The organism is Psychromonas arctica DSM 14288 (genome assembly GCF_000482725.1).
In the GTDB taxonomy this organism is placed as follows: domain Bacteria; phylum Pseudomonadota; class Gammaproteobacteria; order Enterobacterales; family Psychromonadaceae; genus Psychromonas; species Psychromonas arctica.
In genome coordinates this window covers 38,323-61,436 of the sequence record NZ_AXWP01000041.1, presented here as the reverse complement: position 1 = coordinate 61,436, position 23,114 = coordinate 38,323, and the positions used below count along the sequence as shown (strand labels likewise).

Genomic DNA, 23,114 nt, shown 5'->3' with positions numbered 1-23,114 from the left:
TTGATTAGAGTTCAATAGTGGAATCAAACGCTAATAAGTTGTAAATTACGACATTTATTTTTTCCATCACTTTCTTGTAAGGGTAATTATATGACAGGAAAACCTTCATCTTCTCAGTTTGAAGTGAATAATATTGCAGATCCGCTATTTATTCATGCTGAGCAAATCGCAAAAGACTTTTCTCTATTTCCAGATAATTCATTACCGTCAAATACAGATGGTGTAGAAGGTCTTATTGACAAGCTGCGTATTAAATCAAACCTGGCTACTATCAAAAAATTGGATGTTGATGCTTATATTGCACGTACGGTAACGCCGGCTGAGAGTAATAAGCGACCTGGTTCAAAAAGTATAATTGAAGGGTTTAACGGTAAAATCATTACCGAACAACTAAACGGTGCTTTCTATTCTGCGGAAATGGAATTGGATTTTGGTGGTTACAGCCGTCGTATTGGTCTAATTGCACAGGAGCGTAGCTCAAATAATGGTGCTTGGATGCCTGAACACCATCTAGCAGCAAGCAAAGCTATCCGTAAATTTGCTGATATGTCATTGCCGATTGTGTACTTAATTGACACACCGGGAGCTGACGCTGGCGAAGCGGCGAATAGTCAAAACCAAGCACACAGTATTTCACAAATGATTACTGAAAGTGCCAACGTTGACGTTCCTACTATCGGTATAGTTGTTGGCGTTGGTTATTCTGGTGGTGCGATTCCACTAGCAACAGCTAATATCTTGTTATCGGTACGTGATGGTATTTTTAATACTATTCAACCTAAAGGCTTACAAAGTATTGCGCGTAAATATAACTTGTCTTGGCAAGAATGTGCGCAGTCTGTAGGTGTATCGCCAGAAGAGTTGTATGCGATGGGTTGTATCGACGGTATTGTTGATTACTCGCCTGTTGACCAAGATGAGCGTCAACACAACCTTCAGAAAGCGATTATTTCTGGTATTTTATCGATTGAGTCAAAATCAGTTCAATTTGTACGTAAACATCCTGATATTTTAGAACATTATAATCGTAGTCTTTCGCGTTATCTTGAGCCTTCAAGCAAATTACTGGCGATAGAGAATGCAACGGATGCGCAGCTATTAGCTAAAAATCCAACGTCACATAATAATGCATTCGGTACCACTTACCGTTACATGCGTTACTTGACGTTACGCTCTCGTATTAAAGCGATTCAAAAGAACGAATATGGCCGTTTATCTAAATTAACGGTACCAGAAGGTGATTTGAAAGCGCGTATTGAAGCAGATCGTAAGCAAGTATTCTTAAACTGGTTAGAAAACCCAGATAAGCTAATTTACGATGATAGACTGAATAAAAACTGGAAAACATTCCTACAAAAACGTGAAGATAAAGGCGTTGAGCGTAATGTACTTACTAAGCTTATCTTAGGTGAGCCAAAAGCAAACTATGATAACGCACGTAGTACATTAATGATCAACCTAACTTGGTCATTGTATAACCGTTGGAAAACCAGTGCTGAAAATAACTTTCATTCTCTAATCAAACATTTAGAAGATGAAAAAACAATGCCAATGACGGATTCATTTCCTGAGTTAGCAGAGCTTGATATCATTGATGTTGTTTCACACACTGAAACGCGTGAGTGCTTCATTATACATTGTCGTCATATGCTGGTGTTTAACGCACTTTATGACAATACAATGGGTAACTTAGCATCGATTGCTAAAGAAGCTATGGCGACCAAAGAACTTTCTCGTCAGTCGGTTTCATCATTAGTGCGTAGTTCATTAAAAACAGCATTAAACAAAGTCAGCGATGATGATTACGAGCAATTAAAAGTGACTTTTAATGCTTGGTTACAATACTTCACTGAACAGTCTGAGCGTGGCGAAATTCTGGCCAAAGTAGAAGAATGGAAGAGTATTGGTGCTCCACAAATGAACTCTAGTTTATTTGTTATTTTGACCTACTTGTTCGAAAAACTATTACCTGAATACTACAACAGTCGTGATGACGAAAGTTCTTACAATGGTGCAATTAATCCAGTAAGAATCGGACGTCGTAAAGATTTCTGGAATCGTTTAACAATGGGTTATCAAGATCTGTTGATTCAAGCTGTATTACGTTCAGAAAAAAATAAAAAGAATAATTCTCATGAAGCGATTATTCAAAAATTCTTTACTAACTTCAAAGAATCTCGTGCAGACTTAATGACAGCTAACCTATTAGAGTTTCCAGGTTTCCGTCTATCAGTGGAAGATGCGCTAGACAAAAATATCAAACCATGTGGATTAATCACAGGAACGGGTGAGTTTAAATTGGAAAGTGGCGAAACACAGCGTGTAGGTGTTGCTGTTTCTAATTTATCTTTCCAAGCGGGTGCTTTTGATATGGCCAGTGCAGAGAAATTCTGTGCACTATTGGTTAAATGTGCAAAACAACATTTACCAGTAGTGGCTTTCATTAGTTCTGGTGGTATGCAAACTAAAGAAGGTGCTGCAGCACTATTCTCTATGTCAGTCGTTAATGACCGTATTACACGTTTTATTCGTGATAACGACTTACCAATTGTTATGTTTGGTTATGGAGATTGTACTGGTGGAGCACAAGCAAGTTTTGTAACTCATCCAATGGCACAAACTTATTACCTTTCTGGTACTAACATGCCGTTCGCTGGTCAAATGGTTGTACCTGCGTACTTACCATCTACGTCTACATTGTCGAACTACTTGTCACGTGTTCCTGGTGCAATGGATGGTTTAGTTATCAATCCATTCTCTGATGACTTGAATGATAAGTTACGTGATATTGATGAAAACATGCCGATGCCTGTTATCACTGTTGAAGAAACAATTAACCGTGCATTGTCTGGTTTTATACCTGTTTGTGATATCGAAGAAGAGAGATTCTCTAAATCTGATCCACGTCAGTTAATGCATCCAGTTAAAAAAGTATTAATACATGCGCGTGGCTGTACTGCTGTTAAATTAATTCGTATTGCTAAAGCGAACAACATCAATGTTGTTTTAGTAGCTTCTGACCCTGATATGAATTCTGTTCCTGCAGATATGTTAGGTGAAGGCGATAAACTAGTTTGTTTAGGTGGTAACACTTCAGATGAAAGTTACTTAAATGCAAGTTCAGTAATAAAAGTAGCCGAATACGAACAAGTTGACGCATTACATCCAGGTATTGGTTTCTTATCTGAAAGCCCGCATTTTGCTGACTTATGTATCAGCCATGATATCAACTTTGTTGGTCCAAGCATGAACAGCATGCTAACGATGGGTAATAAATCAAACGCAATTAAAACTGCACAAGAAAATGGTGTACCTGTAGTACCTGGTTCTCACGGTATTTTGACTGGTGCAGAACAAGCTTTAGATATTGCGAATAATATGGGTTACCCAGTGTTACTGAAAGCAGTAAACGGTGGTGGTGGTAAAGGTATCTTGGTTATTGAAAAAGCTGAAGATATGTTTGCTGGCTTTAACCAAGTTTCTGCTGAAGCACGAAGTGCATTTGGTAACGGTGACTTATACCTAGAGAAATACATTACGTCTTTACGCCATATTGAAGTGCAATTATTACGTGACAAATTTGGCAATACTAAAGTATTAGGTATTCGTGATTGTTCAGTGCAACGTAATAACCAAAAAGTGGTTGAAGAGTCTGCTTCAACGATGTTGCCTGAAAAATTAGAAAAAGAAGCGCTTAAGCATACTGCTGCACTTGCTGACGCAGTAGATTACATGGGCGCGGGTACGGTTGAGTTTATTTACGATTTAGATGCAAATGATATCTACTTTATGGAAATGAACACTCGTTTACAAGTTGAGCATCCGGTTACTGAAGCAACATCATGTATTGATATTGTAAAAGCACAGTACGATATTGCTTCTGGTTGTGATATTTCTGAACTGACGCCACAGAAGAAAGGCTATGCAATTGAAGTGCGTGTAACGGCTGAGAAAGCAGGTTTGGATTCTGATGGTATCATGCAGCTATTGCCATACCCTGGTAAAGTTGCTGAATGTATCATTCCTGAGCAAGACGATGTTGAAGTAATGTCGATGATTGCTACTGGCAAAGAGGTTTCTCCATACTACGATAGTTTAGTGGCACAATTTATTTGTCATGGTAAAGATCGTAACGATACCATTGCTAAGTTACTTGAGTTTTTAGATAAAGTAAGCATTAAAGGGATCGCGACTAATATCCCATTATTGAAACGTATCCTAAAAGATGAAACCTTCATAAACGGTGAATACGATACAACTTACTTACCTAAATTCATGGCAAAACTTGATCAACAAGTGATGATCGATGAAATGGAAGCATCGGCAGCCTCTGGTCTTGATGGTGTTGCTGAATCTATCCAAGTTGATGGCAGTAATGAGCTAAAAGTAATTGCACAAAGTGCAGGTATTTTCTATCGCGCTTCTTCACCAGCTGAGCCTGATTTTGTATTAGAAGGTGACATTGTTAATGTTGAACAAACATTAGGTCTAATGGAAGCAATGAAAATGTTCTCGCCTGTAACACTAGCAAGCTTTAACCGTAAAGATGCAGTGCTTTATGATGCAAAAACTAAGTTCCGTGTCGAACGCATTATTAATGCAAATGGACAGCAAGTATCAAGCGGTGATTTGTTATACATAATTACCCCGCTATAAAGTTACTTTGTTAAAAAAACCAGTCATTTGACTGGTTTTTTTTTGTCTTAATAATCTATATTTACTCAAATTAGTGTAATAAAAACAGCAAGTAATAGGGTTTTAAGTGGATTGTTGGTGATTTATAGACTACTTTAATTTATCAGGCTAATTTGGTGTTTAAGTAAAATAATACATTCAATAAGCATCTAATTTGATTTGGAAATTATATTGACGTTCTTTAAAGCTATCCTTGATAAAATCACGTTTTTGGGCGTTTTGTTATGCGCATGTGTTTATGCTAACAATGCGATTTCTGATGAAGTTTTAGTCCTACATTCAGGTTATCAAGGCAATGAACAAACCCGTGAAATTCAAAAGGGTATTGAAGATAAATTTAAAGATAGCAATATTTCTTTGTATGTCTCATATCTTGATAGCAACCAAGCCATGGGAGAGCGGGCACTAATAGAGCATGTCGATTTTTTATCTAGAAAGTTCGATACTCGATATTTTGATGCCATTATCGTCAGTGGCGAAAATGCATTAAAACTAGTACAACAATATGGTGAAAGGTTATTTGTTAACACGCCCATTGTTTTTACTGGTATTAAAAGTAGCGACACGTCACTCCCCGCCTTTACACATAAAATATCTGCGATTGTAGAGTCAGAAAATATTTTTGAGACAATGCGCTTATCTACACAATTATTTCCGTTAACAACGAATATCTACATTATTACTGGTCGTCCGCTTACCCGACAAATCTCTGAACAAGCTATTCAGCAATTATCACTACGATTAAAACCTACATTGAACATACTGAACAACGAGAGTGAGGCATCCTTATTAAATAAAATTAACAAAGTTGCTAAGGATTCAGTGATTATATTTGATGATTTTTCCCGTGATAAAGGCGGTTTTTTTGTTAACCGCACTGAAATTTTAAAAGCAATAACAGCGACTGCAAGAGTGCCATTATTTGTTATTAATCAACATGATTTGATGGAAGGAGTCATTGGAGGTGTCGTCACCAGTGGTTTCGCACAAGGGCAAGCAGCTGCAGATAAAGTCTTACAGATAACACTTGGTGCTAAGATAGAAGATTTACCCGTCGAAGTTAGTTTGAGTAATAAGTATATTATTCAATATCCAGAATTGTTACGTTGGGGCTTGCACGAAAGTGATATCCCGATTGGCTACCGTGTTATTAATAAAAAAGAGGATAAGTATAAAACAGATTGTAGTTTATTAACCCTCTTACTTATTGTCCTTAGTTTTCTTTGTTTATTCTTTTGGGGCTGGCGTAAATATTCAAGGTTGGTACAGGATACTGCTTTAGTTGAAAATAAACACGATCGCGTCATCAATATCTTTAATATCTCTTACGATTTTATTTTTATGCTTGATTTGGTTGGTGAAATTAAAATGGTCAATCAAACCGCTTTAGACTTTGTACAAATGCAAGAAGGGGAAGTGGCTGGGCGTATATTATGGGACACTCCTTGGTGGCAAAATGATGCCAAGAGTAAGAAGAAATTAAAGTCTGCCATGGGACAAGCAAGGGTTGGTAAAACAGCGCGTTTTGAATGTGCTTTAATTGACAAAAATAAATTGAAGCATGCGTTTGATGTATTCATTCAACCGGTAAAAAATGCAGCATTACAGGGCAACGAAACAACCTCAATTATTGTCGAAGCTAGGGACATTAGTGATATTAAAGCGGTTGAAGAGGAGGTTGAAAAAGCCAATAAGCGTTCTAACTTACTATTAGATGAAAGCCCTTCTATGTTGTTAATGCTAAATGCTCAAGGGTTAATTTTATCCTGTAATAAATTTGGCTGTAATTTGTTAGGTTATTATGATGGCGAACTAATTGGTCGTAATCTGGTCACTCTGTATTCAGAATTAGTCAACCTCACCGATTTAAAAGATTATCTAGCAGAATGCGTCGATCAAGAGGGCATGTTGTTATCTCGAGAAGTATCTTATTCGACAAAGAATGGCCGTAAAGTTTGGATCAATGAACGCGTACGGAAAATCGATGATCATGATCAATACTTTTTAGTATGTGAAAATATCACTGAGCGCTGTGAACTGTCTAAAGAGTTAAATTACCGTGCATCACATGACTATTTAACCGGATTAAAAAATCGATTATTTTTTGAAAGTCAATTAGACAAAAACTTAGATAAAATAGACTCGCATAAATCGCCTTGTTGTTTGATGTATTTGGATATGGATAAATTCAAAATCATTAACGACACCTGCGGACATCATGCCGGTGATGAAGTATTACGACAAATTGCTACTATTCTCACTGAAAGTGTTCCTATTAACGCAATGGTTGCCCGATTAGGCGGCGATGAGTTTGCTATTATTTTTCCTCAAACCGAACTTGACATTGCTAACAAAACGGCAGAAAAGATAATCTCAGCAATCGGCAAACATTATTTTTTATGGGAAGGCAATCATTTCTCATTGGGGGTCAGTATCGGGCTTGCTGAGTTTACAGAACTTGGTCGTGGTGGTGTACATGCATTAAGTTGTGTTGATAGCGCATGTTATACCGCAAAACAATCTGGACGAAATAGGATCCATATCTACGAAGAAGATAAACAGGAAGAGCTTCGCCGTGAAGAGGTGGTGTGGGTCAATAAAGTACAAGATGCATTACGAGATGAATCTCGATTTTGTCTGTATGCACAGTTGATCAAACCTGTTAATGGTAGTGATGATTACCTACATTATGAGATATTAACTCGAATGATTGATGAAAATGGTGAGCTTGCACCGCCTGCAAAATTTATCCCGATTGCGGAGAGTTACAACCTAGCTGATAAAATCGATATGATTATTATCACTAAAACCATTAACTGGTTAAAAAATCATCCTGAGCATGTGTTTAAATTAAACATGTGTTCTATTAATTTATCTGGTCAGTCACTCGGTGATCCAAAGTTTATTGAAGATCTTGTGAGTCTGCTAAGTCACTCATCACTACCGCTGGAAAAACTTTGTTTTGAAATCACAGAAACCGTCGCCATAGGCAATTTTAGTAATGCTGCTAAATTAATTAATTCATTAAAAAAATTAGGTTGTAAGTTAGCATTAGATGACTTTGGTACTGGTTTATCGTCATTCGGTTATCTTAAACGGTTGAATGTTGATTACCTGAAAATAGATGGAGTGTTTGTTAAAGACATGGCAAATGATGCTCAGGATTTTGGTATTGTTAAAACGATCCATGAATTGAGTCATTTGTTTGGTAAAAAAACCATTGCAGAATATGTAGAGAGTGAAGAGATTATCGAAAAATTAAATGAAATTGGTGTCGATTATGCACAGGGGTACCACTTAGGTAAGCCTGTGCCTATTGATATGATGGTATTATTATCAGAGTCATTGTATGAGGATGGTTTTTAATGGATATTGCATTAGTCTGTAATGAAAATATTCTTGCACCTAAAGCAAAGAAGCTACGTGAGAAGTGGGGATTTACCGCACTTCGAAGTGAATTATTTCAACTACGATTGTTGCCGGAATATTTAGCGCTTGAGCAGTTGGATGATAACAAACAAGGCTTAGTCTTTGTTGACTTCGCGTCTGGTGCTGTGGCGCATCGTAGGAAATTTGGTGGCGGAAAAGGGCAGTCTATTGCTAAAGCCATTGGTATGAAACCAGGTGTGACATTACATGTGATAGATGCAACAGCAGGGCTAGGACGAGATGCCTTTGTACTTGCTTCACTGGGCTGTGATGTGGATATGGTAGAGCGTTCGCCAGTGGCTGCTGCTTTGTTGGAAGACGGCTTAGAGCGGGCTTATTTAGATGCTGAAATTGGAGAGTGGATGCAACAACGTATGCGCTTAACCCATGCCAGTGGCTACGAGTATTTACAGCAACATCAAGCTGATGTCGTGTACCTAGACCCGATGTTTCCGCATAAGAAAAAGTCAGCATTAGTTAAAAAAGAGATGCGAGTTTTTCAGGGGGTTGTTGGTGCTGATTTAGATGCCGATGATCTATTAGACGTTGCCTTAGCAGCAGCTAAATATAGAGTGGTGGTGAAGCGACCTGATTACGCGCCTTTTTTAAATGATAAAAAACCATCAATGAGTATTAAGACAAAGAAAAACCGTTTTGATGTTTATGTAAAAAAAGCAATTGGTAGCTAGTATCGACGGCATATCGGTTACAAAGCCCCGGGTGTCGCTGCAACCATAAATTGGCATAATACAACTATAAGGTTGGTTGTAGCGACAACGGGTGTTTGGAAAGCTGTGTTATTCTACGATATTTCCTACCCTTTTTATACCAGACGCTAATGAAAAAGAAATAAAAATCAACGGCTTGCGGTCGTTGCCTCTTCGCTGTCTTCATTGATTTTAACCCGCTCCCGTACAATAAGTAACTAGGCGCTAATCAGTCTATTGACTTTAAAGGGTAGTTACACAGTATTTATTACCGTCTCCTCTTAACAGTGTCACTCTTTCAACTTATGCCATAACTGTGGGCATGCCGCCCATACTGGGTTTCCGTTCAACAAACCGTCACATTCCAGAAAAGCAGATGTTTTTCCACCTGCTTCCTCGATCAATAATAGTCCGGCTAAAGCATCCCAACTGTTAAGATGAGATTCGTAATAACCATGGACCAATCCAGAGGAAACATGGGCAAGCATTAATGCACCTGCACCAAAACGACGGTGTTCAATATTTTTTGTATCTAGATCAGTGAGCAATTCCAAGTATTCATACAAAGGACGGCGGTTAGAGCGACCTATACCAATAATTGCTTGTCCCTCTTCTGGTTCTCTCATTATCAATGGAGTGCCATTTAAATAAGATCCATTACCTCGCTCAGCAAAGAACAGCTCATTTCTATCAGGGGCATATACGAAACCAATTTCAATTTTTTCTTTTACAACATAAGCGACAGAAATACACCAGTAATCCATTCCTTGAAGGTAGTTAGTTGTTCCATCGATGGGATCTATCACCCAAATGCCATCTTTATTGACACCTTTAGTCAAGCCACTTTCCTCTCCTAAAAATCCATCTCCAGGAAATAAGGTTTTAATAATTTTTTTTAGCTCACTTTCAATACTTAAGTCTGCTTCTGAAACAAAATCTTGCTTGCCTTTTATTGTCACGGATATCCCTGAACGACGAATTTCTTGTGCATATTTTCCGGCTTTTTTGATTGCTGTTTCTAATATCTTGTATTGCTCTTGCATTTTATTATGTCCTTATATTATCTGTATGTGGAGAGGTGTTTCTAATGATTAATTTAACGGGTATTTCTTCGAAACGTTGAATGATATGAGGATTTTGTCCTCTTGTTTCTAGACAAGTTAGAACCCGTTGTGCTGTGGTGGACACATCTTGGTGGATAGTTGTTAAACGATAACTGTATTGTGATGTTTGAAGGGTATTGTCGAAACCAATAATCTGAAAATTAATGGGAGCATCAAAGCCATTTTCACGCATACCATCCAAAAATCCACAAGCCAGTTGGGCATTGGCGCAATAAATACCATCAACCTTTTTTATTTGTTTACAATAATCATGTGCGGCTCGCCTTCCGCCTTCATAGCCATCTAGTTCGGTTATTATTTCGAGAAAGTCTGATTCATTAAAAATATTTTTATTGATAATTACCTGGCGAAATGTGTCTCCTCGGTTTATGCCAGACCAAGTAGAGCCTTTATAATTCAGCCAACCAACAGAAGTGCAGCCTGAATTTATGAATTGCTTTGAAACGAGTAATGCCGCCATGTTATTGTTAGAACAGACAAAATCGACATTGGGAATGTCCATATGACGGTTGATACCAACGACTGGAATATTGTGTTGAACACATTCTTTTACTAGATCTGCAGGGGGTTGGCCTGATGTTACAATTACGCCAGAGACTCTAAATTGTGTAAAACGGCGGATAGTCATTTCTAATTCGTCAGCACCTTGTACTTCTGTTACTAGCGCCTGGTATCCTTTTCTTTGAATTTCACTTAGTAGTGCTTCTAATAAGCTACTACGAAAAGGATCACTTAATCGCGCGACGATTACACCAATTAACTGACTACGTTTTCGATTTAATCCCTGCGCTAAAAAATTTATTTGGTAACCAAGTTCACTGGCCGCTTGTATTATTTTGACTCTCGTTTTTGGGGCAACACTACCGTTATTACTGAACGTTCGAGAAACGGCCGCTCTTGAAACACCTGCAAGTTGAGCGACGTCTTCAGCTGTCACAGATCTACTGTTTTGAGTCTTTTTCACGATTTTATCCTTACTGCAAGAGCGTAGAAGTTTGTATTTTTTGAATGTAATTTTCGTCTTCTAAATCAATGAATAATCCATCTTTACTTAAAAATAGCCTAGGTATGCATTGAACGACCTCAGAGACTTTTGGGATGACTTCATCAAATAGGTGGTAGAGCCCTAAGATTTTTACATCTGTTTCTACTAATAATCGTTCACAATCTGGTAAATCACCATGAGAAGAGTTGTGTGGTAAAGGTGTAAAAGAGGCACATTCTTGAAATGCAATATCAGCCTTATTCATCAATTTTTTGCTTGCTACAGTGGGGCGACCATCTCCACTGAAAAATAAAGTTTGTTGCTCCGCTGTAATACGAAGCGCACGGTTGCTTATTTCATGTTGCGTATTAGCTGTGTCAATTTTCCAGTGTCTCCACTCAAAAGAATCACTGATTTCCTGCCAATGGATCTCGAAACATATCACTTTCTCTGGCCAAATTGATAATGCGACTAACGCTTCAAGCGGTTCTTTTTGTTCTGTCTGGCAAAAAATGGTTAACGGTTCAGTTCTTTTAAAACTTTTCCATTGGTTTATTAAAGCCGCTAATCCTGAGCAATGATCAGGGTGGATATGAGTAAAATAAATAACCTGTATTTCGTTTACTCCAATATCTCGTTGCCAAATAGCTCTAGGTACAGTTGGTCCACAGTCAACGAGCCATTGATTTTCCTGCGAATCGATAATTCTAATTGAAGATGTATTACTGTGTTTTGAGAACGCGCTACCACAACCAATCACATCAATTTTCATATTGCCTCATAATTTTTTTTTAGTTTCATAGAATTGTCATAAAGTTCCGACAAAGTAGGTCCCCATAATGTCGGTTAAAGGTTACATTTTTTTTACAAATTTATGAACACGTGTTCATTTTTTGAAAAAATTTAAAAACCTCCGATAACCTTTTTATCACACTGGAGCAATGCATGACGCATTTACATATAAAAGACCTACAGGCAGGTTATGGAAAAAAGTTGATTTTGAATAATATCAACTTAGAAGTTAGGCAAGGGGAAATGATTGCTTTACTTGGTCCTTCTGGATGTGGAAAAACGACCTTATTAAATGCGTTATGTGGTTTTATTCCTTTGAGTCATGGAGAAATACTTTCAGATAAACGTGTTATTTCTCAATTGCCCGCAGAGCAAAGGAATATCACCATGGTGTTTCAAAGTTATGCGCTTTGGCCTCATATGACTGTCGAACAAAATGTTGCATACGGGCTAAAAGTTAAAAAAGTAAAACGTGCAGATATCGAAACTCGAGTTGCAGAATTGTTGAATGTAGTGAAATTGGCTGGTTTAGAAGCAGAAAAAGTCACTGCACTATCAGGAGGTCAAAGACAGCGAGTCGCATTAGCGCGAGCATTAGCTATTCGGCCCGATGTCTTGGTATTAGATGAGCCTCTTTCGAACCTTGATGCCAAAGTTAGGTTGAGTGTGCGCCATGAAATTAAAGCATTACAAAAGAAACTTGGTTTTACCTCTCTGATCGTGACTCATGATCAAGAGGAAGCGTTGGTAATGGCTGATCGTATTGCGGTATTAAATAAAGGACAAATTGAACAAATTGGTACGCCGGAAGAGATTTACCATCATCCAAGTACGGCTTTTGTTGCTGATTTTATGGGGGCAGATAATCACATTGTATGGCCAATTCAGGACCCTGGTTTTAGTTTAAATATCAACCTGCCTCCCGATGATCTGAGTATATATTTTCGCAGTGAAAACGTTTCAATATCATTGCAAGCAACTATTAATAATGAGTTAAATCAGCAACAAAATGAGGGGTTAATCATTAATGGCACTGTCGAGCAAAGTGTTTTTTTTGGCAATAGCTACAGAATTAGTGTGCGCAGCGGGAAGCACATAATACAGGCAGAACATTATAAGCACCTGCCTGGGAAAACTCCCGTGACTCTACATATATTACCCGAAGCACTGCATATATACGCAGCAGACGTAAAAAGTTCAGTACTCGAAAAAAACTAAACCATTTCTATCAAATTAATAAGGATGAATTATGTTTCATAAAACTAAACTGGTAGCAATTGCCACTATTGGTCTTACCCAATTTTCAAGTTTTGCAAATGCACAAACTACTTTGAATGTGGTTTCTGCAGGTAACCAACATATGGTGGATTACGTTAAGTCTTATTTAGCTCCAAAATTTGAGGCGATGCACCCTGGTGTGAAAGTAAAGGTCGTTGGAACTGGACCAGGAGATGCAGGCTCTCATAAGATCATGGAGAAACTTTCAGCACAAAATAGTAGTGGGCTTGCTACTTGGGATATTGATGTTGCTGTTGTCCACCAAAAAATAGGTGGGGAGCTGGTGAAGGATGGCCTGCTTTCAAAGTATAGAGCAGACATTAGTACTGGTAATCTGGCTACGCGAGACAGTGCTAAAAATGCACTTGGTGTCAATGTGGATGGTTATGTTATGCCTATGTTTCATAGCCAAACAGCGATTGCATATAACAGTGAATTTGTTTCCAATCCACCAAAATCTTACGATGAATTAATAACATGGACGCAAAAAAATCCTAAAGCCTTTGGTTACAACGGGATTAAAAATGGTATGTCTGGCGTGAGTTTTGTTACTGGCTGGATTTACGCCTATGGTAGCAATGCTGACAAGTTATCAACGGCTCCCTATGAAAAAGAAATTGCGGGATCGTGGGATAGTGCTTTTGCAAACCTTAAAGAGTTTAATAAAAACATTACCTTTACGCCAGGTAATGCTGGGACATTAGATATGCTGAATCGTGGGGAAATATTCATGGGGCCTGTATGGGTTGATATGTTCTACAGCTGGAAAGCACAAGGTAAAATCCCTCCTTCATTGAAACTGTCTTTGATAGCACCCGGTATGCCAGGGCAGCCTATGTATTATGTTACGCCAACAAAAGCATCACATCCAAAACTTGCACGTGAATTCATTGAGTTAGCAACTAGTCCTGAAATACAGGCTGAAGGTATTGTGAAACGCTTTAACTGGTATCCAGGTATTGATGCTGAGCATGTTAAAAACAAGTTAGACAATGCAACATGGGAAAAACTTTTTGCTGAAATTACACCAAATGACTTAGCAAAGTATGGAAAAAGCTTTCCAATTGGACCTTATTTTGATGACATAAAAGAAGGTTACGAACGAAAAGTATCTAACTAAGCCTTAGAGTGCTGTTACTTGATTAATGCTCTGAAGTTTATCACTCAGAGCTATTTAAACTTATGAACGTTACCGGGACAAAATATGCGTCAAATGCAATCACACAATCTTTGGTTAGTCGCTCCTGCCGCTTTGATGGTTGGCATCTTCTTTTTATATCCACTTTGCTTCTCACTTTATTCCGCCGTTACATTAGATGGTGGAGGTTTCACATTGACACATTTGTATAAAGCTTTTGATCTATATTCAAAAGACATGTTATTTACTATTTTTATTGTATTCGTTTCAGTGTCTATTTTAGCAAGTTTATCAGTGACTATTGCAGCACTTATCACTTTATCGCCTTTTCGTTCTTTAGTGGGCTTACTGGCTTTTCTTTATCGTTTACCGTTGTTTATTCCTTTTATTGTAACGGCACAAATGATGCGTACATTTTTGGCAAAGAATGGATTAATGAATAATGCATTTATCGAATCTGGATTGTTAACTCCTATGGAAACAATCTCTTTTCTAGGTTGGGGAGGGATCATTATTACATTTGTTTGGAAACAAATGGCATTTTCTACGTTATTAATATCTGGCGCAATGGCCGCTTTAGACGACTCTCAAATCCAAGCCGCACGTAATTTAGGTGCATCTAGGTTTCGAGTTTTAGTTCAAATAATATTACCTCAAATTACTGCAAGTATAGGGATTGCTATGGTGTTATCGACGGTAACTATTATGTCAGTGCTTTCAGTTCCACTAATGATAGGTACAGGTACGCCTACGATGATGACTGCCGATATGGCATTTCGAGTTAATTCTTATGGCGATTATCATGTTGCAAATGCACTTGGCCTAGTTTCGTACTGTATATGTGGTGGATTGGCTTACTTTTACTTACGCCAGAATTTGAAAGACAAAGGAGCTATTTCATGATTGCTACACAAAAACAGTATTATTTTAGTGGAATTAGTATCTACAGTGTACGTTTCAGTTTTTGGTTACAAAGTCTGTTCATATTACTGCTCGCTTTGGCGATGTTCGGTCCTATTGTAAACCTACTCATTTGGACAGTAACAGAAAGTTGGTATTTTCCAAACTCGCTACCTTCGCAATGGGGGGTTAAATACTGGCTACAAGTGTTCAATCCTTACAGTGATGTATCTGGTTCATTGCTGACTAGCCTGTTAATTGCAATATTAACAGTGGTTGTTTGCCTGTTAGTTTCTGTGCCAGCAGGGTACGCACTTTCTAAAAATAGTATGCCATTTCGTGTGTTTTGGATGTTACTTTTTTTGATCCCACAGGCTTTTCCAAACCTGACCGTGTATATGAATATTGCTCGACTTTTTTATGACTTCGGCCTAAATGGTACGTTGCTAGGAGTGGTTTTAGTGCACAGTGTGCATGGTTTGATGTTTTCTATTTGGATCAGTGTGGCTGCATTTAGCTCCACAGATCCAATGTTGGAACGCGCCTCTCGTAATTTAGGTGCAGGACCTATCTATACATTTTTTCATATTGTTTTGCCTCAGGCTGCTCCTGGACTTGTTGCCAGCTGTATTTTTGTATTCTTGGAGTCATTAGATGAGTTTACAGGGACCTTTTTTGTAGGCTCTCCAAACATTAATACTTTGCCACTTTTACTGTATACCGCGAGCATGGAGGGGAATTATCAAATTGCATCTATTACCGCATTGATTTTACTTGCTCCTTCTATTTTATTTATGGTAATTATTCATAAATTCATGAAACCTGAAATGCTTTCCAAACTTGGTAAATAGCCGTTTTATTTGTTGTTTTTGAAAATAAAACCCAACAAGCCCCTACTTAAGTAGGGGGGCGAAGTCCGGATACGGTTCAAAGACTTTTTTATTTAAACTTCTGGTCTAAAATTATCGGCTGTTATGGCTGAACAATGATTGTATTGTTCTATATCAACGTGTTGTCGGCTCGTTCATTGAACAAACCAATCATTCCGCTTGCCAAGAAACCACGGATTTACTGCTCAAATTAAAACGAACCTTAACTGCAAATAATACTGAGCTGAGACTTTTAATCAGACGGTTGCGAAAACTGGCCAAATGTATAAACAAAAACCTAATATGCTGAAACTATTCAAAGAGTATTTTTCTGATTGCTTTTGGTAGTGTTCAAAAATCGTAGCCCTTTCTTCAAGCTATTGTTGCTGATGCATTTAATTTAGAACGCATACGTTCTGAATTAAGTTGCATCTAATTCTAACTGTCATGACATTAGAGTTTGTTCCTTATTTGGTTATTTTGGACATCTCTGGCAGCATTTCATCTAATAAATATTGAATCGATAAGTAACTAAAGAATGAAAAAGCACCGCCAACTAGGTCACCGGTAAAGTATTCTTTTTTATTTTTATAAAAGGGCAGACGTTTACGAAAAACACTGGTACTTGCACTTTCAATGGTTTCTTGGGAAGCCAACCACACTACAATATCATTATCTAAAATATCCAAACGCTCTTCACTGAATGACGCATAAAAAGCATCTCCTGCTATTTGATCAATTTCAGGAGGAATAACAAAACCTAGATCCATTAAAAAACCAGAACGTAAGTCTTTAGTTGCATACGCGCCGGGTTGTTTATTGTAATAAAATGCAACGCTAGCGGTTTTATTTTTAAATTCGGGATGAGCGCTTTTGGCTTGTGTTAATTTTTGTTGTAAAGATTGAATATGTTGTTCTGCAAGTGCTTGATACCCCAATGCTTTACCTATTATTAAATGCCTGATATTCCATGGAATTGTCCAATCCTCATATCCAGCTGGTGGTGCTAAAGTGGGAGCAATTGCATTTAATTTTAAATATTCTTTTTCATTCATTGCCGAAGATACACCGATAATGATATCTGGTTTTAATGCGGCAATAGCTTCGTAATCGAGTATTCTAGCATCCAATATGACGGGGTTGCTGTCGCCTAATAAGGTTTGTGCCCAAGGCCAAACCGCAAAGGGTTGGTTGCCATACCAATCACGTATTGCTAATGGTTTGACAGCAAAAGATAAAACATCATCTTGGTCAAGATGACCAACAATCACAACGCGACTTGGTTGTCTGTCGATCTCGATGGTGCCGTATTTATGCGCTAGAGTGGTTGGAAAAGCTAGCACTGAGAGGCTAAAGCATAAACTCATTAAGCCAATTATCCATTTCATATCTATTCCTTTTTTAAAATTGTTTTTTTATTAATAAATAAGCAAATAAGGGGGCACCAACTAATGAGGTCACCAAACCTGCGGCTATCTGTGTCGGAGCAAAAAGAGTTCTGCCTATAATATCGGCTGATAATACTAATATTGCCCCTACCAATGTGCTCAATAGTAAGTGGTTGGCCGGACCGTTGTGGGGGATTTTTCTTGCCAAATGTGGGGCTAATAAACCGATAAAGCCCAGCGGTCCTACAATCGCAGTTGCAATCGCAGCTGCAGCTACGGAGGTAGCAAGCTGTAACAACATGGTTTTCCTTAAATTAACACCTAAACCAACAGCGACCTCATCACCTAAACTAATCACTATCATTGTTCTGGCTTGGCTTATCGCTAGTAGCATTAAAACAATACAAGCCAAGCCTAAAGCGTTTACATCATGCCAGTTGCTTGTATTGGTGCTGCCTGCTAACCATGAGAGTGCCGACATGGCAGATTGTAATTTTCCGTATGTTAATAGAGTAGAAATAAGCGCACTGATGAAAGCAGCGACTCCTACCCCTAATAAAATAAACTTTAGTGAGTTACCTTTGCCGCGTAATAATTGGATAATACCTGCAACTGCAATCGCACCTATAAAAGCTGATATTTCTCGCCAGCCATCAATATAATCAGGGAACAAAATAGTTAGCGTTACCACGGCCAATGCTGCTCCTTGGCTAATGCCTACTAGACTTGGATCAGCCAAGGGGTTCCGCGTCATATTTTGTAATAATGTGCCTGACAGGGCAAACAAAGCACCGCTAAAAATCGCCACTAAACTTCTGGGTAAGCGAAACTCCCAAATAATCAACGTAGCCTGTGAGTCGCTGATCCATGGCTGTTGTTGTATTAGACTGAAAAAGCTGTCTACTAAGGAAAGTTGGTAACTGCCACTTATCAGGCTAAACATAAAAACAGCAATTAAAGCGAGTAATAAACAGGTTGTGTAGATTGCTGCGATTTTAGTTACTTGAAATGATATTTTTTGTTTACATAATCGAATTGACATGGTCATTAGCGTACCTTCACTTTGACTAACCAAATAAACAAAGGCGCACCCATTAATATAGTAATCAAACCTGTTGCGATCTCTTGTGGTTGTATTAACCATCTTGCAAGGCTATCAATAGATAACAAATAAACTGCACCAAGTAGTATTGAGTAGGGAATGATCCACCGATAATCCGCACCCACTATAAAACGCACTACGTGCGGGATCACTAAACCGATAAACCCCAAGGGGCCCGCGAGAGCGATAGCCGCTGAAGTTAAGATGACGATACACACTAGAAGTTGCCATTTACGGCGGCGGACGTTGATACCTAAACCCGTTGCGATCTCTTCGCCCATGGATAAGGCCGTCACACTAGGAGCTAAGACGATTGCCCCGATTAAACCGACTACTATCCAGGGAATGCACCAATATAGTGTCTCAATATTACTGGCTAATAATGAACCAACTAACCACGTTCTCATTTCTTCAAAGGTTTGTTCATCTAATAGATGGTGGATGGCAAGTAAAGCACCCGAAAAAGCCGTAAATGCGGCCCCTGATAAAATCAGGCTAAGTGGCGTAATACCGCTATGAGTTCGAGCGGCAATATTCCAAACAATGATCGCACTAATGAGTGCACCAACGGCTGCTACAACAGGTAACCATATTAATGATGCATTAGTGACAAAGGTAGACCAATAAACTACCGCTAAAGCGCCTCCCGTCATCATGCCTAACAAACTTGGATCCGCGAGTGGATTGCGCGTGACACCTTGCATTAAAGCGCCTGCAACCGCTAAACAGGCTCCGACGCAAATAGCGATCATCGCGCGTGGCAGGCGTAATTCTTGTATGATCAAATGGTCAAAGTTATCTTCATTGTATGTGTAGAAAGAGTGCAAAATATCAGAAATAAAGATGACTTTAGTACCAATTGATAAGTGAATGACTAACGCCACAATAAGTAGTAAACACATCAGCGATATACCTGTCGCTCCTAACCATTGCTGGCGCTTCATAAGCTTTCCTTATGACCACGTTTTTTTATAGGTATACAAATTAACGTATTCGATTCTAAATCAGTTATAACCTTTGTATTTAAACCAAATACACTGGCTAGATTTTCAGCATTAAACACATCTTGCGCTGTCCCTTGCGTATAAATTTTGCCTTCTTTCATCATAATTAAATGGTCTGCATATGCGGCTGCAATGTTTAATTCGTGTAAAACAATGACTAATGTCCGTTGATGCTGGTGGGCCATCTCAGTTAATAGCTCCAATAGGTCTACTTGTACTTTTAGGTCGAGATAGGTGGTCGGTTCATCGAGTAAAATAATGTCCGTCTGCTGAGCAAGTACCATCGCAATCCAGCAACGTTGCCTTTGTCCGCCTGATAACTCGGCGATCGCACTATCTGCCAACTCAGTAATATTTGCTTGTTGCATTGCCTGCATCACTGCGGCTTCGTCCTCAATGCTCCATTGTTTTAAAAAGCTTTGATGTGGGTATCGACCTTGAGCAACCAGTTCTTTAACCGATAAACCTTCCGGTGCAATAGGTCCTTGTGGCAATAAGGCCATTATTTTAGCGACTTGTTTGGCTGGCTGAGAATGAATATTCTGATGGTTAAGTAAAACTTCACCACTGATTGGGATGAGGACACGGGCTAAACATTTTAAGAGAGTTGATTTCCCACAACCATTTGAGCCAATTAAAATGTTCATTTTGCCCGGTTGTATTTCAAGGTCGATACCTTTTACAACAGGGGTAGTGTAACCAACGACTAAATTTTTAGCGGTTAAAGTGGAATGTGATATTTTTTTATTAATTGTCATTCGTTTAGGTATCTTATTATTTGAATCTAAGTTTGTTAGCTTTAGGGCAATCGGCACAAAGTTTTTCATTAATCCTGTCCGCAAGGCAGCAGCTTGTCCTAATTAGTTTAATAGGTTTCTCTGTATTGGTTTGTAAAGAGTTAACTAGTTTCTCTGGCAGTGCGAAAGCATTAAGCCATCGTTTTGCATGGTTTAGTATGGTTTGATCATTGAAGTCTGCATCGAACTCGCGGACCCTAAGTAAGTTGCTCATTATTGAGTCGGCGATAAAACGTCCTGCATAACCAGACGGGCAGCGTTGTAATGAATTTAACTGTATTCGATAGTGTTCAATGAGTGGTTTTAATTGCTTTGCTGCCTGTGTGATTAATTGATCTATTTCGCCTGTGCTGACGTTATTACTTTGAAAAACAAAACCGATAATTGCATTATGTTGGCGTTGTTGTTTGAAGCCAGTAAAATCAGGCAGTTGTTTTAAACCATAAACACTAATGAAAGTGATATAGATAGGTTGCCAACAAAGTAGATGCCATAGTCGAGCTTGATAATAAGCACTGCCTGCATCTGGGTTTTGCTTTTGTAAATCAGCTTTTAGCGCTTGAATAGTTTGGTAATCTTGCGCTTGTCCGGTAAGCCATTCATTATTATTTTTGAGTATTTGCTGTTGCTGAGGAGCTTCAAATTTTCCATTTAGGTAGGGGATTACCTGTCTGCATAAATCTAACATGGAAGTAAGGGCATCTGCATTTTTGGTTGTATGTGTATTTTTAATTGTGCTTGTCTTTTCAATTATCATGGTAAAGGGCGGCTTGCACCGCCCACTGCATTAAAAGCTATAATTTACTTTTAGCTCAACACTGCGATCTGCGTTATTCCAACAGTTATCTTGGTCATAACAAGCATATGAATCAGTATCAAATAAGTTACTAACAATCACATTTGCCGTTGCCCCATCTAATGAAGATGAGACGTTGCCTAGTTCATAACCAACTGATAAGTCTACAATAGTGTAGTCTGGTACCATGCCTTGGGTATTGGCTGTATTTTTTTGCATTTCACCGACATAACGAACACCTGCGCTTAACCGACTGCCACGAAGCAGACCTTGATCTGTTTGGTAGTTGGCCCATAAACTTGCAGAGTGTTCTGGGTTATAAAGCGGGGTTGTGCCTTCATATAAAGTATCTTTAGTCACTTCAACATCTAAGTAGGTGTAATTTACTGCAAGATCGAATGAGTCTGTTAACTGGAATTTAGTATCAAGCTCCACACCTTGTGAGGTGACTTCGCCTATTTGGACATAGCTGTATGAACCTGAACCCACAGTTGTAGGATCTACGGTAACAACATTTGATTTCACAATATTAAACAATGCAACGGAACCGGAAATAGATTCGTCATAGGACATGTATTTCAAGCCAAGTTCAATTTGTTCGCCTGTTTCAGGTTCGTAACCAGAGGTATTTAATGGTTCAAAGCTAGTCGCATAACTAACAAAAGGCGAAATACCGTTATCAAGCTCATATAATGCACCTACACGGTAGGATAGATTTGATTCATCGGTTTTATAGGTTGTTCCGTAGGATGTCCCATCGGCATTATATTGATCAAAGCGTAAACCAGCGATAACAATCAAGCTACCCCATTGCAGTTGATCTTGTGCATATATCCCCACTTGTTTACTGTGAATATCATCGTCGGAATAGACTGTTTTTGTGAGTTTGCTGGCATCAATCATATTATTGTTTGGTGTAAATGTGTTGAAGGTTGATACACCATGTGTTGCATATTCAGCATCGCCATCTAGTTTTTGAAAATCAGCTCCAATTAAGAGGTTGTGGTCAACATCGCCGGTTGTTACGTTAGCAGAAAGTTGGTTATCAAATACAAAGCCTTCAGAAGTTTCTTGAGTTGAATATAAGGCTCTGCCTAAATCACCTGTTGTGGCATCATAACTGTAGGTGTATGAGTTTTTTTGTTCAAACTCTCCTTTCATGTAACGAAAATTTTGCATGAAGGTTATTTGGTTCTCAAATTCATGTTGGAATTTATAACCTGCTAATAAAAATTCACGCTCTGTATCATTCCAATTTTTATCTCCGACAGAATAATCACTATCATTATTGACCAGTATTGACTCTGGCATCGCCGTGTTATTACCTACCTGAGGATCTTTCTGATAATAAAGGTTTACATTTAATAGCGTTTTATCACTGATATTCCAATCAATAGAAGGAGCAATAACATAACGTTCATTGCCTGAAAGTGATGTTTGTGTATCGTACTGGCGGGTTAACCCTACAAAACGATAGTTAAAATCACTGTCACCAATTTGTCCTGCAGAATCAATTGAAAATTCTTTTAAATCATCAGTGCCGATAGAAGCTCCAATGGTTGTATTATTTTCCGCTTGTGGTGCTTTACCGATTAAATTGACCATTCCTCCAGGAGGCATTGCGCCGTATAAAACAGAGGTTGGCCCTTTAAATATTTCTACCTGTTGAAGTGCAATCGGATCAATTTGTGGTTGTAAGTTCCAGCCCGATAAGGTTTGAAGTGAGACACCATTATAATAACTTTGGCTAACATTAAAGCCACGAATATTAAATACATCTAGGAAAGTGGCTTCTGAACCATAATTATTTGAGGTGATGCCTGGTGTGTACTTTAAGGTTTCCCCTAATGTTTTAACACTACGGATTTCTAACTGCTCATTATCAATTATATTTATCGCCTGCGGCGTTTCTTCTGGTTCTAATACTGTTTTTGTTGCAGTGTTTCGATAAGTTTTTCCCATGACTGTCATGGTATCAAAATAGGTTCCTTGTTTGTCTGCTTCATCTGCCATTGCAGTATAGGGTGCTGCAAGCGCTGCCGCGACTGAAAGTGCAAGAATTGACCGTGTATGTTGCTTGTTCATGAGTACCTCAAGTTGTTCATAAATC

General features: G+C 38.5%; 16 protein-coding genes. 7 read left to right on the top strand and 9 right to left on the bottom strand.

Annotation, left to right across the window (positions count from 1 at the left end):
* The first annotated feature begins 90 nt into the window (after positions 1 to 90).
* The 3 genes from H592_RS0106800 to H592_RS0106790 all read left to right on the top strand — a co-directional run bounded on the left by H592_RS0106800 (position 91) and on the right by H592_RS0106790 (position 8,813).
* On the top strand, positions 91 to 4,656 hold the full coding sequence (locus tag H592_RS0106800) for an ATP-binding protein (RefSeq protein ID WP_051369054.1): 4,566 nt from the start codon (positions 91 to 93) through the stop codon (positions 4,654 to 4,656).
* Positions 4,657 to 4,866: 210 nt separating this feature from the next.
* Entirely contained in the window at positions 4,867 to 8,061 is a 3,195-nt protein-coding gene (locus tag H592_RS0106795; RefSeq protein WP_028868107.1) for an ABC transporter substrate binding protein, read from the top strand.
* Positions 8,061 to 8,813, top strand: coding sequence for a class I SAM-dependent methyltransferase (locus tag H592_RS0106790; RefSeq protein WP_028868106.1), 753 nt, complete (start codon positions 8,061 to 8,063; stop codon positions 8,811 to 8,813). The genes H592_RS0106795 and H592_RS0106790 overlap by 1 nt, the downstream gene beginning before the upstream one ends.
* A 308-nt stretch (positions 8,814 to 9,121) precedes the next feature.
* Here the strand turns inward: H592_RS0106790 and H592_RS0106785 are convergent, their stop codons facing one another.
* Genes H592_RS0106785 through H592_RS0106775 form a run of 3 tightly spaced genes read right to left on the bottom strand, consistent with a single transcriptional unit; the run spans position 9,122 to position 11,712 of the window.
* Complete coding sequence (locus tag H592_RS0106785) at positions 9,122 to 9,874, bottom strand: inositol monophosphatase family protein (protein ID WP_028868105.1); 753 nt, start codon at positions 9,872 to 9,874, stop codon at positions 9,122 to 9,124.
* Positions 9,875 to 9,878: 4 nt separating this feature from the next.
* Positions 9,879 to 10,919, bottom strand: coding sequence for a LacI family DNA-binding transcriptional regulator (locus H592_RS0106780; RefSeq protein WP_028868104.1), 1,041 nt, complete (start codon positions 10,917 to 10,919; stop codon positions 9,879 to 9,881).
* 10 nt (positions 10,920 to 10,929) lie between these two features.
* The gene (locus H592_RS0106775) at positions 10,930 to 11,712 is read right to left on the bottom strand and encodes an MBL fold metallo-hydrolase (RefSeq protein ID WP_028868103.1); all 783 of its coding nucleotides are present in this window, start codon (positions 11,710 to 11,712) and stop codon (positions 10,930 to 10,932) included.
* A 173-nt stretch (positions 11,713 to 11,885) separates the two neighbouring features.
* On the opposite strand from H592_RS0106775, the gene H592_RS0106770 reads away from it, so the two are divergent.
* The 4 genes from H592_RS0106770 (at position 11,886) to H592_RS0106755 (ending at position 15,899) form a co-directional block, all read left to right on the top strand.
* On the top strand, positions 11,886 to 12,950 hold the full coding sequence (locus H592_RS0106770) for an ABC transporter ATP-binding protein (protein ID WP_037071177.1): 1,065 nt from the start codon (positions 11,886 to 11,888) through the stop codon (positions 12,948 to 12,950).
* 31 nt (positions 12,951 to 12,981) lie between these two features.
* Complete coding sequence (locus tag H592_RS0106765; RefSeq protein WP_028868101.1) at positions 12,982 to 14,130, top strand: extracellular solute-binding protein; 1,149 nt, start codon at positions 12,982 to 12,984, stop codon at positions 14,128 to 14,130.
* A gap of 84 nt (positions 14,131 to 14,214) precedes the next feature.
* Entirely contained in the window at positions 14,215 to 15,051 is an 837-nt protein-coding gene (locus H592_RS0106760; protein WP_156916080.1) for an ABC transporter permease, read from the top strand.
* On the top strand, positions 15,048 to 15,899 hold the full coding sequence (locus H592_RS0106755; RefSeq protein WP_051369053.1) for an ABC transporter permease: 852 nt from the start codon (positions 15,048 to 15,050) through the stop codon (positions 15,897 to 15,899). The genes H592_RS0106760 and H592_RS0106755 overlap by 4 nt, the downstream gene beginning before the upstream one ends.
* Positions 15,900 to 16,384: 485 nt before the next feature.
* Here H592_RS0106755 and H592_RS21680 read toward each other — a convergent pair whose 3' ends face one another.
* Genes H592_RS21680 through H592_RS0106725 form a run of 6 tightly spaced genes read right to left on the bottom strand, consistent with a single transcriptional unit; the run spans position 16,385 to position 23,089 of the window.
* Positions 16,385 to 17,305, bottom strand: coding sequence for an ABC transporter substrate-binding protein (locus tag H592_RS21680; protein ID WP_051369052.1), 921 nt, complete (start codon positions 17,303 to 17,305; stop codon positions 16,385 to 16,387).
* Positions 17,306 to 17,318: 13 nt separating this feature from the next.
* Positions 17,319 to 18,353 (bottom strand): FecCD family ABC transporter permease, encoded by a 1,035-nt coding sequence (locus tag H592_RS0106745; protein WP_028868098.1) that lies wholly within the window; start codon positions 18,351 to 18,353, stop codon positions 17,319 to 17,321.
* Entirely contained in the window at positions 18,353 to 19,351 is a 999-nt protein-coding gene (locus tag H592_RS0106740) for a FecCD family ABC transporter permease (protein ID WP_028868097.1), read from the bottom strand. Before H592_RS0106740 ends, H592_RS0106745 begins: the two co-directional genes overlap by 1 nt.
* The gene (locus tag H592_RS0106735) at positions 19,348 to 20,169 is read right to left on the bottom strand and encodes an ABC transporter ATP-binding protein (RefSeq protein ID WP_037071190.1); all 822 of its coding nucleotides are present in this window, start codon (positions 20,167 to 20,169) and stop codon (positions 19,348 to 19,350) included. Before H592_RS0106735 ends, H592_RS0106740 begins: the two co-directional genes overlap by 4 nt.
* Positions 20,170 to 20,185: 16 nt before the next feature.
* Positions 20,186 to 20,965 (bottom strand): siderophore ferric iron reductase, encoded by a 780-nt coding sequence (locus tag H592_RS21675; protein ID WP_051369051.1) that lies wholly within the window; start codon positions 20,963 to 20,965, stop codon positions 20,186 to 20,188.
* 30 nt (positions 20,966 to 20,995) lie between these two features.
* The gene (locus H592_RS0106725) at positions 20,996 to 23,089 is read right to left on the bottom strand and encodes a TonB-dependent siderophore receptor (protein ID WP_028868095.1); all 2,094 of its coding nucleotides are present in this window, start codon (positions 23,087 to 23,089) and stop codon (positions 20,996 to 20,998) included.
* Positions 23,090 to 23,114: the final 25 nt, after the last annotated feature.